This is a genomic window from Paracidovorax sp., assembly GCF_057642795.1.
Window position 1 is genome coordinate 311,774 of the sequence record NZ_JBXYZY010000034.1, and the last position, 15,874, is coordinate 327,647.

A 15,874-nucleotide genomic window follows, 5' to 3' on the forward strand; every position below is an offset into this window, starting at 1 on the left:
AACTCTCCCTGAAGGAAACCCATGAGTGCGATTGTTGATATCGTCGGCCGCGAAGTGCTGGACAGCCGTGGCAACCCCACCGTCGAATGCGACGTGCTGCTCGAATCGGGCGTGATGGGCCGTGCGGCCGTGCCCTCGGGCGCCTCCACCGGCAGCCGCGAAGCCATTGAACTGCGTGACGGCGACAAGAGCCGCTACCTGGGCAAGGGCGTGCTCAAGGCCGTCGAGCACATCAACACCGAGATCTCCGAAGCCGTGCTGGGCCTGGACGCCTCCGAGCAGGCCTTCCTGGACAAGACCCTGATCGACCTGGACGGCACCGACAACAAGAGCCGCCTGGGCGCCAACGCCATGCTGGCGGTCTCTATGGCCGTGGCCCGCGCCGCCGCCGAAGAATCTGGCCTGCCCCTGTACCGCTACCTGGGCGGCATGGGCGGCATGCAGCTGCCCGTGCCAATGATGAACGTCATCAACGGCGGCGCGCACGCCAACAACAGCCTGGACCTGCAGGAATTCATGATCATCCCCGTGGGCGCTCCGAGTTTCCGCGAGGCCGTGCGCTGGGGCGCCGAGGTGTTCCACGCCCTGAAGAAGATCATCAACGACAAGGGCATGAGCACCGCCGTGGGCGACGAGGGCGGCTTCGCCCCCAGCGTCGAGAACCATGAAGCCGCCATCCAGCTGATCCTGCAGGCCATCGACGCTGCCGGCTACACCGCCGGCGAGCAGATCGCCCTGGGCCTGGACTGCGCCGCCAGCGAGTTCTACAAGGACGGCCACTACGTGCTGGAAGGCGAAGGCGGCATCCGCCTGACGGCCCAGCAATGGACCGACATGCTGGCCACCTGGGTGGACAAGTACCCCATCATCTCCATCGAGGACGGCATGGCCGAAGGCGACTGGGACGGCTGGAAGCACCTGACCGAGCGCCTGGGCAAGAACGTGCAGCTGGTGGGCGACGACCTGTTCGTGACCAACACCAAGATCCTCAAGGAAGGCATCGACAAGGGCATCGGCAACTCGATCCTCATCAAGATCAACCAGATCGGCACCCTGACCGAGACTTTCGCCGCCATCGAGATGGCCAAGCGCGCCGGCTACACGGCCGTGATCTCGCACCGCTCGGGCGAAACCGAAGACTCCACCATCGCCGACATCGCCGTGGGCACCAACGCTGGCCAGATCAAGACCGGCTCGCTGTCGCGCTCTGACCGCATCGCCAAGTACAACCAGCTGCTGCGCATCGAAGAAGACCTGGGCGACATCGCGCACTATCCCGGCCGAGCAGCGTTCTACAACCTGCGTTGAAGCGCCTCCGCGCTGCTGCCGTGAGCGCCGCCGCTTGCAGCCACGCCACCGCCGGGCCCCGCGCCCGGCGCAACGCGCCGTGCAGGTGCGGGTGGACTGCAGCGCGGCCCGGCACGCCATCGCCCCCCCGACACCCGGCTCTATGACCCCCCGCATCGTCCCTCTGGTCCTGCTGCTGCTGCTGGCGGGCGTCCATGCCCAGCTATGGACCGGGCGCGGCAGCCTGGCCCATGTGCAGGAAATGCAGGAAAAGATCGCTGCACAGAAGGCCGCCAACGAAAAGGCCCGCCTGGCCAACGATCGGCTCAGCTCCGAAGTACAGGACCTGCGCGACGGCCTGGACATGGTCGAGGAAAAGGCGCGCAGCGAACTGGGCATGGTCAAGCCCAACGAGATCTACGTGCAGATCGCCGGCAACCGGCGCTGAAGCGGCACGCAGGCTTCACGCACGGTGGGCCCTGCCGCTTCCTTCACCCCTCATTCACGCATATGGAGGCGGTCTCTCGCCGCCCGTCACCACAGGCAACCATCCCTTGCCCCCCGCTGTTTTCCAAGTGGCCATCCTGGCCGATCGCGCCGACGACAGCGCCGCCCTGGCCCATGCGCTGGATGCAGCCGTGCGCGCCGATCTGCCCGCTGGCCGCGCATGGCGACTCCAGGGCCGCACCGAACTGCAGGCCCATGTGCTGACCGCCGCTTGCACCGGCGCTGAAATAGCCCTGACCTCCCCCACTGGCGCAGGCGCGGCCCCAGACCCGGGCCGTGACGCCATCGAGGCCGCAGCCCGCCGCCATGCCGCCACCTACCAGCTGACCTTGCTGGGCGGGCTGGAAGGGCCCGCGCCAGACGCTCCGGCCGAGGCCCTGCACGCCCGACTGCGCAGAGCACTGCACGCGGGCCAGATTCCCTACCAGGTGCTCTATGGCGACATGCCGGCCCGCGTGCAGCAGGCGAGCAGGGCTTTGATGGCCCTCGCAGGCGTGCGCCAGAGCACGGCAGCCAACGAGGCGCAGCAAGCGCCGGCATCCGTCGCCGACCGTCGGCTGCGCATGCGCAACTGGGCCTGCGAGAAATGCAGCGACCCGGAATGCGAGCACCAGCTGTTCCAGCGGCTCATCGCTGCGCGCTGACAAACGCTGCCGCGAGCGCGCAGGCGCCCTCAGTCCAGCGGACTGCAAACCCGGCGGCCGGCAAAGCTGCGGCCGGCCACCTCAGTTCATTGCACTGCGTCCGTGCCCGGCGGCAACTTCACGGCGCCGGTGAAGATCTGCGCGGCATCCACCGCGTCGTAGCGGTACTGCTGGCCGCAGAACTCGCAGGCCACCTCGATCTCGCCGCGCTCGGCCAGGATGCTCTCGGCCTCTTGCGCGCCCAGACTGCGCAGCATGTTGCTCACACGCTCACGGCTGCAGGTGCAGGCAAAGCGCGGACCTTCCTCGCCTTCGCGGGGCACGAAGCGCAGCAGCTTCTCTTCCCAGAACAGGCGCCGCAGGATGGTATCGGTGTCCAGCGAGAGCAGCTCTTCCCGCGTCAGGCTGGCGGCCAGCGTGGCGATGCGGTTGTAGTCCTCATTGCGGCCGATCTGGTCCTCGTTCTCGCTGTGGCTCAGCTCGCTCCCGCCGAGGTTGCCCTCGCCCTTGATGGGCATGCGCTGGATCAGGATGCCGGCTGCCACCTTGTCGTCAGCAGCCAGCACCAGGGTGGTGTCGAGCTGCTCGGACTGCAGCATGTAGTGCTGCAGAACATCGCTGAGCTTGTCCAGCTTCTCGTGGTGGTCGCCGTGCAGCGGCACCACGCCCTGGTAGGGCTGCTGGCCGGGCAGGCGATCCTTCGGGTCCAGCGTGATGGCGCAGCGGCCGCCACCGCCTACGTTCACCATGTCAGAGAGGCGCGACGACACCGGCACCTCGCCCGTGACGGAAGCCGTGGCGCGCAGGCTCAGGTCGGACTGCACTTCGGCCACGGCCAGCTTGACGGGGCCATCACCGAACACCTGAAGCACCAGCGCGCCGTTGAACTTGATGTTGGACTGCATCAGCACGGCAGCGGCGGCCATCTCGCCCAGCAGCTCGCGCACCGGCTCAGGATAGGCGCCCGTGGTGGTGTTGCCGGCACGGCGGGCCAGGATCTCGGTCCAGGCGTCTGTCAGACGCACCAGCATGCCGCGTACCGGCAGACCGTCGAAAAGGAATTTGTGGAGTTCGGACACGCTGTGCCTTCCTGCAAAAAACGAAAAAAAAAGAATGGGACGAGGACAGCCGGGCAATCCCGGCCAGGCAGGCGATTGCGCGGGCGGTCAGCCGATGCGGTGCAGTCCTGCGCGGAACCGCCGGGCGTTCTCGACATAGCCCTGCGCACTGCGGCGCAAGCCCTCAATCTGCTCGGGTGTGAGCTGGCGCACCACGCGGGCGGGGCTTCCGAGGATCATGGAGCCGTCTGGGAACTCCTTGCCCTCGGTGACCAGGGCCCCCGCGCCCACCAGGCAATGGCGGCCAATCTTCGCGCCGTTGAGCACCACTGCGCCGATCCCGATCAGCGACTCGTCGCCAATGGTGCAGCCGTGCAGCATGACCTTGTGGCCCACGGTCACGCGTTCGCCCAGCGTCAGCGGCTGGCCGATGTCGGCATGCAGCACGCTGCCGTCCTGCACGTTGGTGCCCGCGCCAATGGTGATGGGGTCGTTGTCGCCCCGCAGCACCGCGCCGAACCAGATGCTGGCGTCTTCGCCCAGCGCCACGTTGCCCATGACCTCGGCGCTCTCCGCCACCCAGGCCGATTCCGCCACGCGCGGAGCAATGCCATCGAGTTCATACAGCGCCATGCGGTCTCCTGTCATCGGGATGTGGTGGAAAAACTAGAATTGTAGGGATGGAGCTTCGCCAACGTGCCCTGGAGGTCTTGCGCCTCGCAGACCCTGAAGAAAAATCGGCCGCAGCGCTCGAAATGCATGCGCAGTCAGCTATTTTTTCCATAGCAAGCCACGCCACGCTGCCGGAGCCCGATCCGGCCAGCCTGCCAGGCCGGCCCGAGCGGCCCGCGCTGCTGCGCCACACCGAGGTCGCCCGCCGCTCGCCCGCCACCCCCGAAGGCCGCGCCGTGCTGATGCACGCCATCGCCCACATCGAGTTCAACGCCATCAACCTCGCGCTCGACGCGGTCTGGCGCTTCGCTGGCATGCCCGATGCCTACTACCGCGACTGGCTGCGCGTGGCCGGCGAGGAGGCCAGCCACTTCCGCATGCTGCGCGCCCATCTGCGCAGCACCGGCCACGACTACGGCGACTTCCCCGCGCACCAGGGCCTCTGGACGATGTGCGAGAAGACCGCGCACGACATCGTGGCCCGCATGGCCCTGGTGCCGCGTACGCTCGAAGCCCGCGGGCTCGATGCCACGCCCCAGATACAGCGCAAGCTGCGCCAGGTGGGCACGCACGACGCGCTGGCGGCGGTGGACATCCTGGACGTGATCCTGCGCGAAGAGATCGGCCACGTGGCGATCGGCAATCACTGGTATCGCCACACTTGCGAACGCGCGGGCCTGGACCCCGTTGCGCATTACGCGCACCTGGTGCGCCACTACGAGGCGCCGCGTTTGAAGCCCCCCTTCAACGCCGACGCACGGCGCGCAGCGGGCTTCAGCGACGCCGAGATGGACTGGCTGTGCAACGGCTGAGGAACCACCGCGGCACCGGAGGGCTCCATCCAGCTAGCACGGATCGGAACCGCAACCCCGGCGGCCTGCATACTCGCCTACACGACGCCACGGGGGTTTGCTGCTTTTCTCCGCGCATCGCCTTGCTCAAGCTATGCTTGGCCGCAATTCATCGCTTTCCTCAATCATGCCTACTGCAACGCCTCCCTTGCCCGCCGCGGTGCCCCCTGCCGGATCGTCCGCGATCAGCAAGGCGATGATCGCGCGGCAAGCCATCGTCAACGGTGAGCACGCCGTCATCGGCTACGAACTCTTCAACCGCTCGCGCACCCAGACCGAGCACACGGCCGCCAGCGACGTCACTCTGGTCTTCACGGCCCTGTCCCATGCAGGCACCGAAGACCTGGTGGGCAAAAAGCTCATCTTCGTCAACTGCACCCATGAGAGCCTCTCGGGCGGCCACCTCGAACTGGTCGACCCGGCCAAGGTCGTTCTCGAGATTCCGCCACTGGGCCACGCAGCCTCCGAAGAGGTGAACATGCGCCTGCCCATCCTGGCGGAGCTGCGCCAGCGGGGTTTCCATCTGGCCTTCAACCACACGGTGCTCGAATCGATCTACGCGCCCTGGCTGCCGCTGGCCGACTACATCAAGCTGGACCTGTCGGTGCTGGCCTATGACCAGCTGGCGGTGCTCATCAACTACGCGGGCCGGCAGTCCAGCGCCGAGCTGATCGCCGAGAAGGTGGAAACCGCGCAGCAGTACGACATGGTGTCGAGCAAAGGCATCCAGCTCTTTCAGGGCTACTGGTTCTCGCGCCCCTCACTGGTCGAGGCCAAGCTGCTGAGCCCCTCTCAGCACAGCATCATCCAGCTCATCAACCTGGTACGCAAACAGGCCAGCACCGACGAGATCGAGGAAGTGCTGAAGAAGGACGCGGGCCTGGCCTTCAACCTCATGCGCCTGATCAACTCCACCGGCTTCGGCATGACGCGCGAGATCACCTCGTTCCGCCAGGCCGTCATGCTGATGGGGCTCAAGAAGCTCTTCCGCTGGGCCGCACTGCTGCTCACCGCCTCGCGTACCGGCGCCATGCCGCCCGCCGTCGGTCAGACGGCGGTCGTGCGCGGCCGCCTGATGGAGTTGCTGGCGCTGGAGATTCTCACGCCCGAGGAGGCCGACCAGGCCTTCGTGGTCGGCGTCTTCTCGCTGCTGGACGTGATGCTGTCCATCCCCCTCGCTGCCGCGGTGGGCCTGCTGCACGTGCCTGCGCCCGTGGCAGAGGCACTGCTGGAGCGCACGGGCACGCTGGGCCAGCTGTTGACGCTGGCAGAAGCCTGCGAGAACAACGATGACGCGGCCTTCGACCAGGCGTCCCAAACCCTGGGGCTGACAAGCCAGCAGATCAACTGGGCTCATCTGCAGGCCCTCGCCTGGGCCGACCACGTCGCCGACGGCAGCTGACGGCTCCTGCGCAAAGCGCCTGCCGCCCGGCGGTGTGGGTACCAGCGCCGCAGCGCTCAGGCGCACGCCGTCCGCCTGGCGCCTTGGCTGCTTTTAGAATGGGCCTGTACCCCCCCATCCAGCCTGCGTCCATGCCGAGCCCATCCGCCCCCCTTTCGCCAGACTTCCAGCCCACCGAACCGCAAGCCCTGGAAAACGCCGATTCAGCTGAGTCGGGCGAGCACATCATCATCGCGCGGCAGGCCATCCTCGATGAGAATCGCACGGTCTACGGCTACGAGCTATTCGACCGCTCGACCCGCGCGGACGAGCACACGGCGGCCAGCGATGCTGCCTTGCTGTTCAACGCCCTCTCCTATGCCGGGACCGAGGCCCTGGTCGGGCGCAAGACGGTTTTCATCAACTGCACACATGAAAGCCTTGCCGGCGGCCATCTGGAGCTGATCCATCCCGAGAAGGTCGTGCTGGAAGTGCCCATCCTGCAGGACGGCGCCGCCCCCGAGGACATCCAGGACCGGGTGCCCCTGCTGGAGGGGCTGCGCGCACGTGGCTTCCGCCTCGCCTTCAGCCAAGACGTGCTGCGCAAGGCCTACGCCTCCTGGCTGCCGCTGGCGGCCTTCATCAAGCTCGACATACAGGCCTTCCACCCACAGCTGGCCGAACCGCTGGTGAAATACGCCCGCGCCCACAGCACCGCTCAGCTGGTCGCCGAGAAGGTGGAGACGGCCGAACAGCACGAGCGCATGGCAGCGCTCGGGGTCAAGCTCTTCCAGGGCTTCTGGTTCGCACGCCCGTCGCTCGTCAAGGCGCAGACCATCCGCCCCTCCCAGGCCACCGTCATCCAGCTCATCAACCTGGTGCGCCGCCAGGCATCTACCGCCGAGATAGAGGAGCTACTGAAGAAGGACCCCACCCTGTCCTTCAACCTGCTGCGGTTCATCAATTCGTCCGGCTTCGGCCTGTCCTGCGAGATCACCTCGTTCGGGCATGCGGTGATGATCCTCGGCCTGAAGAAGCTCTTCCGCTGGGCCGCGCTCCTGATGACCACCTCGCGCGCCGACAGCACGCCACCCGCCGTAGGCCAGACGGCCGTGGTGCGCGGACGCCTGATGGAACTGCTGGCGGCCGAACTGCTGCCGCCAGAGGACTGCGACAACGCCTTCGTGGTGGGCGTGTTCTCGCTGCTCGACACCATGCTGGGTGTGCCGCTGGAGAAAGCGCTCGAATCCGTGGCACTGCCACAGCCCGTGATCGATGCACTCTTGCACAACACCGGCGTCTTCGCCCCCTTCCTCGAGCTCACCAAGGCCTGCGAAAGCGGCGACGACGCAGCCTTCGCCCGGGCGGCGCAAGAGCTTCACCTCTCCAACCGCCAGGTCAACTGGGCCCACTTGCAAGCGCTGACGTGGGCTGAGAACCTCAGCCAATGAACACCCGCTGCGCCCCTGCAGGCGCAGCCTCCGCACTCATTGCGCCTGTATGTGCGCAGCGCGGATCACTTTGAGGTTGCTCGCGGATTCGGCCGCGATCTGCCGGGCGAAATCGGCTGCCGAGCCGCCTGCGGGCACGTTGTCCGAAGCCGTCAGCCGCGCCCGCACGTCGGGCTGCGCCAGCGCCCGGTTGATCTCCGCATTCAAACGCTCAACTACCGGCACGGGCGTCTTGCCCGGCGCGAAGATGCCGAAGACCGAGGTCAGATTGGCGGCTGGCAGGCCCAGCTCGGCCAGCGTGGGCACCTCAGGCAAGGTCTCCAGACGCTTTGGCGCGCCCACGGCCAGCGCATGCAGCCGGCCCGCCTTTATCTGCTGCATCACCGCCGGCGCGGCATTGGTGGACAGCACCTCGAACTGGCCGCTGAGTGCATCGTTGAGCTGCTGGCCGCCGCCCTTGTAGGGCACGTGCGTGATCTGTGCCTGGCTGCCCAGCACGATCTGCTCGAGCATGATGTGGCCGAGCGACGCCAGCCCCGAAGTAGCCCAGCGCACCTCGCCCGGCCGCGCCTTGGCTTGAGCCAGCAGCTGCTGAAAATCGCGCGCGCCCAAGGCGGACGTTCCCACCAACAGCACCGGTGAATACATCACGCTGGCCACCGGCACGATGTCACGCACCGGGTCGAACGGCGGCTTGCCCAGGTGCGGATTCAGCACCAGCGGGCTGATGGCGGAAAAGCCCAGCGTGTAGCCATCGGGCGCGGCCTTGGCGACCGCATCCATGCCGATGCTGCCACCCGCGCCGGCCTTGTTGTCCACCACCACCGGCACATTCAGCTGCGCAGAGAGCTTGTCGCCCAACGCCCGGGCAACCACGTCGCTCACCCCGCCGGCCGGATAGGCCACGACGATGCGGATGGGGCGCGAAGGCCAGGCGGGCTGCTCGGCCAGCGCAGGCATGCAGAGGGCGGCCAGCAGGCCCGATGCGAGCAGCGCCAGATGGCGGCGGCGGTGAAGTCGTTGCATGAAGGATCCAGACAGTAGAAAAAGAAAGAGTCCCCTAGCCACGCGGATGATGCTGCGCGTGCAGGTGCTTCAACCGTTCGCGCGCCACGTGGGTGTAGATGGTGGTGGTGGAAATGTCGGCATGGCCCAGCAGCAGCTGCACCACGCGCAGGTCGGCGCCGTGGTTGAGCAGATGGGTGGCGAAGGCGTGGCGCAGCGTGTGCGGCGACGGCGGCGTGGTGATGCCGGCCCGCTGCGACGACTTCTTCACGATCACCCAGAACATGGCCCGCGTCATGCCCGCGCCGCGCTGGGTGACGAAGAGGTCATCGCTCTGCTGCCCGCCCAGGATGGCTGCGCGGGCCTCGGCCAGGTAGCGCTCCAGCCAGCGGCCGGCCTCTTCGCCAAAAGGCACGAGTCGTTCCTTGCCGCCCTTGCCCATCACGCGCAGCACGCCTTCCTGCAGGCCCAGGTGGAAGGTCTTGAGCGTGACCAGCTCCGTCACGCGCAGGCCGCTGGCATACATCAGTTCCAGCATGGCCCGGTCACGCAAGCCCAGCGGCTCGGCCGCGTCGGGTGCATGCAGCAGCGCCTCCACCTGCGCCTGGGTCAGGGTCTTGGGCACCCGCATCGGCTGTCGGGCAGACTGCAGGCGGGCCGTGGGGTCGGCGGTGATCAGCCGCTCGCGCAACGCCCAACGGAAATAGCGCTTGAACACGGTGAGGCGGCGGTTGGCGGAAGTGGCCTTGCCCTTCTGCTGGTAACGTGCCCCCATGTAGGCGTTGAGGTCCGACTCTTCGGTCTGGGGCAGCGCTCGGCCCCTCTCGGCCAGCCATTGCGCATAAAGCGACAAGTCACGCCGGTATGCAGCCAGGGTGTTTCGCGAGAGGCCGTCCTCCAGCCACAGCGCGTCGATGAACGCATCGATGGCAGGGTCTGCCGTTGCGGCTTGCGATGGGTAGCCCGGGGCCTTCATGGAGCCCATGCGGCCCTCCGGCCCGCAGTGGTGCCGCCGTTCTGGACGGAGACGAGGCGATAGGTGTGCAGGCAACGGTACGCTGCGAAATCAGAGGCGGTCATGGTCGGAGAAAGGGCCAGCCCATGATAGTAGCGAGCTCGCGGCGAACCAGCCCTCAGCGCGCCTGGCGCAAGCTCCCGCCTGACCCGTTCGCCCCACAAGGCAGCACCGGCCGAGAACCTGTCGTCGCTCAAGCACTGACATCAGTGATGCAGCGGCGCCGGGGCGGGGACGCCGTCTGCGCCCTCCCCACAACAGAAGCCAGGTCAGGCCGGCAGCATCGGGGCGAAGTCCCGGGGGGCGATGATCGGCGTGCCCCCTGCCCCGTATAGCCCCCCGCAACACGCCGTGCCGCGGCGCGATGGCCCGAATGGCTTCGCGACCGATGGTCGCTGTGCGGGTCGCCGCAGGGGCGTTTTCGAACGCAACGCGAACCGATGGGCGGCCGCAGAGCCTTCAGCGATCGGGCGCAGAACGGCCCAGGCCGACTCCCGGAGCGCACCGTCCAAGCGCCGTGCGTGGCCACCTCCAGATGCTGAAACCGGGATGGCCTTCCCCTGTCCACCGCCGCACCTCCCAGGCACCTTTGTACGAACCGCCTGGGCCTACGGGGCACCTCATCCACGATGAGTCTCTCCCGCTGCCCGTGGACTGCGCCCCTAGACCCCGAACGATCCCGCAGCACGCCCCACCGCTGCGGCGAGACCCACAAGAGGCCGCGCATCCGTGGAATTCACCAAAACACGGTAATGCGAATCAATCTCATGACTATAATTTTCTGAAGAGCAGGCTGCACGACAGCCGCTTACATCTGCAGCCAGGACCACCTCCCGAAGCCGACCGCCCCTGCGTCCTGGGGCGGCTCCCTTGAGGCCCCAGCCACCCCCTCCGCCCGTCCCTCAGCCCCTTCAGCCAGTCGTTCGGTGCAAGCCGCTTGCTGGCGTCCTCATTCCATTGCCATGCCGCAGTCCATTCCGACACCCTCTCGCCATCCCGCGCTCGCCGCCGCAGTCCATTCGTCGCGCCCGCCCGCGCTGATTCACGCCCTCGCCACGGCGGTGGCCGCACTCTGCGCGATGGGTGCCGGCGGCGGCGCGCAGGCCCAGACGGCCGCGGGCGCCGCCCCTGCCGCCCCGGCGGAAGCCACGCTCGCGCCCGTGACGGTGAACGCCGGTGCCGCGCAGGAGAACCCCACTGGCCCTGTCACCGGCTTCGTCGCGCGCCGGGCGCTTTCGGCCACCAAGACCGACACGCCGCTGATCGAAACGCCCCAGGCCATCAGCGTCATCACGCGCGACCGCATGGAAGCCCAGGGCGCCCAGACCCTGCGCCAGACCACCGCCTACACCGCGGGCATCGTCTCCAACTACTTCGACAGCCGCGTGGACAGCTTCAAGGCCCGCGGCGGCGACGTGACGCAGTACCTGGACGGGCTGCTACGCATCTACGGCACCTACAACAACATCAAGGCCGAGCCCTATCTGCTGGAACGCGTCGAATTCCTGCACGGCCCCTCGTCCGTGCTCTACGGCCAGGGCAGCGTGGGCGGCGTGCTCAACCTGACCAGCAAGCGCCCGCAGGCGGAGCCGCTGCGCGAAGTGCAGGTGCAGCTGGGCAACCATGCCCGCAAGCAGATCGCGGCCGACCTGACCGGCCCGCTCACCGCCGACGGCCAGTGGCTCTACCGCCTGGTGGCCGTGGGCCGCGACAGCGACAGCCAGGTCGATCACGTGCGCGACGACCGCCAGGTGTTCGCGCCATCGCTCACCTGGAAGCCCAGCGCCGCCACCTCCCTCACGCTGCAGTTCACGCACCAGAAGGACAAGAGCGGCTCGCTGATCGGCTTCTTCCCGTGGCAGGGCACGCTGCTGCCGAGCGCCTACGGACAGATCCCGACCTCCACTTTCATCAGCGAGCCCGGCTGGGACGCCTACAACAGCGAGAACAACTCCTGGGGCTACCTCTTCAGCCACCAGCTGAACAGCGACTGGACCGTGCGCCAGAACCTGCGCCGCACCGTGAGCGACGTGGACTACCGCACGATCTACACCAGCTTCGCCGCCAACCGCACCACCGGCCGGCCGGCGCGCCCGGTGTTCGAGGCCGATGGCCGCACGCTCATCCGCGACGCCGGCTGGCAGCGCAACGCGAGCCGCCTGCTGCTGCTGGACACCCAACTCGAAGGCAAGCTGCGCGCCGGCGCCGCCGAGCACACGCTGCTGGCGGGCGTGGACGCGCAGCGCAACACCACCAGCCAGTCCACCTGGAGCCAGACGATCGCCGGCATCGACGCCTATGCGCCCGTCTATGGCAACTTCACGCCGCCGGCCGCATCGGCGCTGGTGCGCCAGCCCGACGTGCGGCAGCGCCAGATCGGCTTCTACGCGCAGGACCAGATCCGCTGGAACCGCTGGACGGCCACGCTCGGCCTGCGCCACGACCGCGCCAAGACGAACACCGAAGGCCGCCCCGCCGCCGCCGTGGACGACACTGCCTGGACCAAACGCCTGGGCGCCACATACCAGGCCGACGGAGGCTGGGCCCCTTACCTGAGCTATTCGGAGTCGTTCCAGCCCCTGGGCGGCGTGGACTTCTACGGCACGCCCTACAAACCCCAGCGCGGCCAGCAGTGGGAAGCCGGCGTGAAGTGGCAGCCCGAAGGCCGGGGCCTGTCGGGCTATGCCGCCATCTACGAGCTGCGCGAGAAGAACCGCAAGACCACCGACCCGGCCAACCCGCGCAACAACCTGCAGATCGGCGAGACCCGCGCCCGCGGCCTCGAAGCCGAGCTCACGGCCAGCCTTGCGCGCAGCTGGGACGCCACCCTCGCCTACGCCTACACCGACGCCAAGATCTCCCGCAGCAACGCCGGCGACGAGGGCCAGCCGGTGGCCGGCGTGCCCAAACACACGGCCTCCGCCTGGCTGTCGCACCGCTTCAGCACCGGCGGTAGCGGCCAGTGGACGGTGGGCGGCGGCCTGCGCTACACGGGCACGCAGAAGGGCATTGACATCTCCACGCCGGCCTCGACCATCGCCGACGCGCTGCTGGCCTACGACGCGGGCGACTGGCGGCTCGCCTTCAACGTCGTGAACCTCACGGACAAAGTGCAGATCACGCAGTGCCTGGACCGGGGCGACTGCTTCTACGGCCAGCGCCGCACCTTCCTGCTGACCTCCACCTACCGCTTCTGACACAGCGGTCTGGAAGCTCCGGCGCAAGGCCGGCGGACGCCACGCAGGCCGGGCGCGGTGCCACAATGGCCCGATCCCGTCACACTCCGTTCGCCATCGCCATGCCCGCCACCTACACCACGCTGATCTCCGTTCCCCAGCTGCAGGCCCTGATCGACAGCGGCCAGCCGCACATGGTGTTCGACTGCAGCTTCGACCTGGCCCAGCCCACGCTGGGCGGCACGCAGTACCTCGCATCGCACATCCCCGGCGCCGTGCGCGCCGACCTGGAGCATGACCTGAGCGCCCCGCATGGCGCACCGGGCGCCCACGGCACCATCGTCGCCACCGAAGGCGACGAGCCCGCGTCCGGCGGCCGCCACCCGCTGCCCAACCGCGAGCGCTTCGCCGTCTGGCTATCGAGCATCGGCTTCAGCAACGACATGCAGGCCATCGTCTATGACCGCAACGGCGCCAACTACTGCGGCCGGCTCTGGTGGATGCTCAAGTGGGCCGGCCACGATGCAGTGGCCGTGCTCGACGGCGGCCTGCAGGCCTGGACGGCCGCCGGCCAGCCGGTGGCCAGCGGCGCGGAACCTTCGCACTTCCAGACCAACTTCCGCCTGAACGAGCCGCTGCGCCGGCTGGTCACCGCGCAGGAAGTGCAGGACCGCCTGGGCCAGCCCGGGCAAACCATCGTCGATGCGCGTGCCACGCCGCGCTACCGGGGCGAGGTCGAGCCGCTGGACCCGGTAGCCGGCCACATCCCGGGCGCGCTCAACCGCCCGTTCGGGCTGAACCTGGGGCCGGACGGCCACTTCAAGCCCGCAGCGCAGCTGCGCGCCGAATTCGACGCGCTGCTGCAGGGCCGCCCGGCCGGCACCGTGGTCCACCAGTGCGGCAGCGGCGTGAGCGCCGTGCCCAACCTGCTGGCCATGGAAGTCGCCGGCCTGGGCCCCACAGCCCTCTTCGCCGGTAGCTGGAGCGAGTGGTGCAGCGACCCGGCACGGCCGGTGGAGCGCGGCTGACACCACCGCGGCGATTCAACTCCTATCGGCCCGGAGCCCGCCTGCAGAGCGGGCTTTTTGCTATCGAAAGTAGAGCGTTTCGGACTTACCGATCAGCGCGCGAGAATGATGCGCAGCCCCAGGCCCACGAAGACCGCGCCCGCCACCCGGTCCAGCCACAGGCCGGCGCGCGGGCGGCGGTTCAGCCAGCCGCCGATGGCACCGGCGAAGTAGCCCAGCAGCCCGAACAGCAGCGCCGCCTGCACCGTGAACAGCACGCCCAGCAGGCCCAGCTGCAGGCCCACGCTGCCCTGCGCGGGCACCACGAACTGCGGCAGGAACGACAGGAAGAACAGCACCACCTTGGGGTTGATGGCGTTGGCCAGCATGCCCTTGAAGAACAGCGTCCGCAGCGAATCGGCGGGCGCTTGGCCAGCCTGCACGCGCGCGGTGCCCCTACTGCGCAGCGCCTGCACGCCCAGCCACACCAGATAGGCGCCGCCCGCCCATTTCAGCGCCGTGAAGGCCCAGGGAGAAGCGGCGATCAGCGCGCTCACGCCCACCACGGCCAGCAGCGTGTGGCTCAGGCAACCCAGCGCGCAGCCCAGCCCGAAGGCGATGCCCTGCGCCCGCCCGCGCGACATACCCATGCCCAGCACCATGAGGTTGTCGGGGCCGGGCGTGGCGGTGATGAGCACGGCGGCCAGCAGGAAGGCGAGGGTCTGGGCAAGGGTCAGCATCGGGCCATCATAAGGAGGGCCGGCGCAGCCGCCAATGCGGGAATCACCGGCGCGCAGGCCATGGGGCAGCGGCCTGCCCAAGCCCGCCAGGCGATGGCGCAGCGCGCGCTACGTGCCGCCGCGCAGCCCTTGCGCGACCGTCGGGTACTGCAGCCGCAGGCGCAGCTCGCGCGCCATGCGCGTGCTGTCGAGCCGGCGCGACTCGCCCATGAAGCTCAGCAGCGACACCGGCAGCGTCTGCTGCGCCGCGCTGCGTGCCACGCGCGGCGGGCGCGGCAGGCCGTAGAGGTCGGCCGCGAAGTCGAAGTAGTCGCCCATCTTCATCTCGCTGGCGTCGCTCACGTTGTAGCAGCGCTGCGCGCCGCCGCGCCAAAGCGCAGCGCGGCAGGCGCGGGCCAGGTCGTCGGCATGGATGTGGTTGGTATAGACGTCGTCCCGCGCCTGCAGCACGGGCGTGCCGCGCTTCAGGCGCGCCTCGGGCGTGCCGCCTTCGCGGTCGGGCGCGTAGATGCCGGGAATGCGCAGGATGCTGGCCCGCACGCCGGCGCGGCCCAGGTGGCGCACGGCGCGCTCGGCATTCACGCGGCGCTGCGCGCGCGGCGTGGCGGGCGCCACCGGGCGCGCCTCGGTCACCAGCGCACCGCCACAGTCGCCATAGACGCCGCTGGTGGAGCCATAGACCAGCGCGGCGGGCAGCGTGCGCAGGCGCAGCGCCCGCGCCAGGGCCACGGTGCGGTCGTCGCGCCACCAGGCCGGGCCGCATTCGCGTTCGCCGGGCGGCGGCGCCAGGTGCAGCACGCGCGTGGCCAGGCCCGAAAGGCGCCGCAGCGTGGCGATGCGGTCGAGGTTGCCCACCAGGGGCGTGATGCCCGCCGCGCGCAGCGGCGCCACGCGCTCGGGGCTGGAGGTGAGCGCGATCACCCGCGGGCGCGGCCCGCTGCCCGCTACCGCGCCCAGGCCCCGCGCCACGCGCAGGCCCACGTCGCCGCAGCCGATGATGAGGATGCGCTGGCGCCGAAAGCGCGCCGGCAGCGCGCCGAGAGGGTTCTGGTTTGAGGGCAAAATCGAAAGCCGTGTTCC

The 15,874-nt window shown here is 68.8% G+C and carries 14 protein-coding genes; 8 read left to right on the forward strand and 6 right to left on the reverse strand.

All coding sequences use genetic code 11. The annotated features are described in order from the left end of the window. Positions 1 to 21 precede the first annotated feature (21 nt). The 3 genes from eno to AC3A84_RS14405 all read left to right on the forward strand — a co-directional run bounded on the left by eno (position 22) and on the right by AC3A84_RS14405 (position 2,438). A complete protein-coding gene (gene eno, locus AC3A84_RS14395; protein WP_019700752.1) occupies positions 22 to 1,308 on the forward strand; it encodes a phosphopyruvate hydratase in 1,287 nt (428 codons plus the stop codon). 142 nt (positions 1,309 to 1,450) lie between these two features. After that, positions 1,451 to 1,735, forward strand: a complete 285-nt coding sequence (locus AC3A84_RS14400; RefSeq protein WP_487970526.1) for a septum formation initiator family protein — start codon at positions 1,451 to 1,453, stop codon at positions 1,733 to 1,735. Between the two features lie 106 nt (positions 1,736 to 1,841). After that, positions 1,842 to 2,438 (forward strand): hypothetical protein, encoded by a 597-nt coding sequence (locus tag AC3A84_RS14405; RefSeq protein ID WP_487970528.1) that lies wholly within the window; start codon positions 1,842 to 1,844, stop codon positions 2,436 to 2,438. A gap of 86 nt (positions 2,439 to 2,524) precedes the next feature. On the opposite strand, the gene hslO is transcribed toward AC3A84_RS14405, so the two are convergent. Both hslO and AC3A84_RS14415 read right to left on the reverse strand, forming a co-directional pair. Continuing rightward, the gene (gene hslO, locus AC3A84_RS14410; protein ID WP_487970530.1) at positions 2,525 to 3,517 is read right to left on the reverse strand and encodes an Hsp33 family molecular chaperone HslO; all 993 of its coding nucleotides are present in this window, start codon (positions 3,515 to 3,517) and stop codon (positions 2,525 to 2,527) included. 87 nt (positions 3,518 to 3,604) lie between these two features. Further along, on the reverse strand, positions 3,605 to 4,129 hold the full coding sequence (locus tag AC3A84_RS14415) for a gamma carbonic anhydrase family protein (RefSeq protein WP_487970595.1): 525 nt from the start codon (positions 4,127 to 4,129) through the stop codon (positions 3,605 to 3,607). Between the two features lie 47 nt (positions 4,130 to 4,176). Between AC3A84_RS14415 and AC3A84_RS14420 the strand changes: the two genes are divergently transcribed. The 3 genes from AC3A84_RS14420 (at position 4,177) to AC3A84_RS14430 (ending at position 7,851) form a co-directional block, all read left to right on the forward strand. Further along, on the forward strand, positions 4,177 to 4,980 hold the full coding sequence (locus AC3A84_RS14420) for a ferritin-like domain-containing protein (protein WP_487970532.1): 804 nt from the start codon (positions 4,177 to 4,179) through the stop codon (positions 4,978 to 4,980). A gap of 166 nt (positions 4,981 to 5,146) precedes the next feature. Continuing rightward, entirely contained in the window at positions 5,147 to 6,421 is a 1,275-nt protein-coding gene (locus tag AC3A84_RS14425) for an EAL and HDOD domain-containing protein (protein ID WP_487970534.1), read from the forward strand. Between the two features lie 131 nt (positions 6,422 to 6,552). Beyond that, positions 6,553 to 7,851 carry an EAL and HDOD domain-containing protein gene (locus AC3A84_RS14430; RefSeq protein WP_487970536.1) on the forward strand — a complete coding sequence of 433 codons (1,299 nt, stop codon included), beginning with the start codon at positions 6,553 to 6,555 and terminating at the stop codon, positions 7,849 to 7,851. A gap of 36 nt (positions 7,852 to 7,887) precedes the next feature. Here AC3A84_RS14430 and AC3A84_RS14435 read toward each other — a convergent pair whose 3' ends face one another. Together AC3A84_RS14435 and xerD are read right to left on the reverse strand one after the other, a co-directional pair. Then, positions 7,888 to 8,877 (reverse strand): Bug family tripartite tricarboxylate transporter substrate binding protein, encoded by a 990-nt coding sequence (locus tag AC3A84_RS14435; RefSeq protein ID WP_487970538.1) that lies wholly within the window; start codon positions 8,875 to 8,877, stop codon positions 7,888 to 7,890. Positions 8,878 to 8,911: 34 nt separating this feature from the next. Beyond that, the gene (gene xerD, locus AC3A84_RS14440; RefSeq protein ID WP_487970597.1) at positions 8,912 to 9,832 is read right to left on the reverse strand and encodes a site-specific tyrosine recombinase XerD; all 921 of its coding nucleotides are present in this window, start codon (positions 9,830 to 9,832) and stop codon (positions 8,912 to 8,914) included. Positions 9,833 to 10,950: 1,118 nt separating this feature from the next. On the opposite strand from xerD, the gene AC3A84_RS14445 reads away from it, so the two are divergent. Next, complete coding sequence (locus AC3A84_RS14445; protein ID WP_487970599.1) at positions 10,951 to 13,068, forward strand: TonB-dependent siderophore receptor; 2,118 nt, start codon at positions 10,951 to 10,953, stop codon at positions 13,066 to 13,068. A 101-nt stretch (positions 13,069 to 13,169) separates the two neighbouring features. Next, on the forward strand, positions 13,170 to 14,075 hold the full coding sequence (locus AC3A84_RS14450) for a sulfurtransferase (RefSeq protein ID WP_487970540.1): 906 nt from the start codon (positions 13,170 to 13,172) through the stop codon (positions 14,073 to 14,075). 92 nt (positions 14,076 to 14,167) lie between these two features. Here the strand turns inward: AC3A84_RS14450 and AC3A84_RS14455 are convergent, their stop codons facing one another. Together AC3A84_RS14455 and AC3A84_RS14460 are read right to left on the reverse strand one after the other, a co-directional pair. Further along, the gene (locus AC3A84_RS14455; RefSeq protein WP_487970542.1) at positions 14,168 to 14,794 is read right to left on the reverse strand and encodes a LysE family translocator; all 627 of its coding nucleotides are present in this window, start codon (positions 14,792 to 14,794) and stop codon (positions 14,168 to 14,170) included. 108 nt (positions 14,795 to 14,902) lie between these two features. After that, positions 14,903 to 15,856 carry an NAD-dependent epimerase/dehydratase family protein gene (locus AC3A84_RS14460; protein WP_487970544.1) on the reverse strand — a complete coding sequence of 318 codons (954 nt, stop codon included), beginning with the start codon at positions 15,854 to 15,856 and terminating at the stop codon, positions 14,903 to 14,905. Between the last annotated feature and the right edge of the window lie 18 nt (positions 15,857 to 15,874).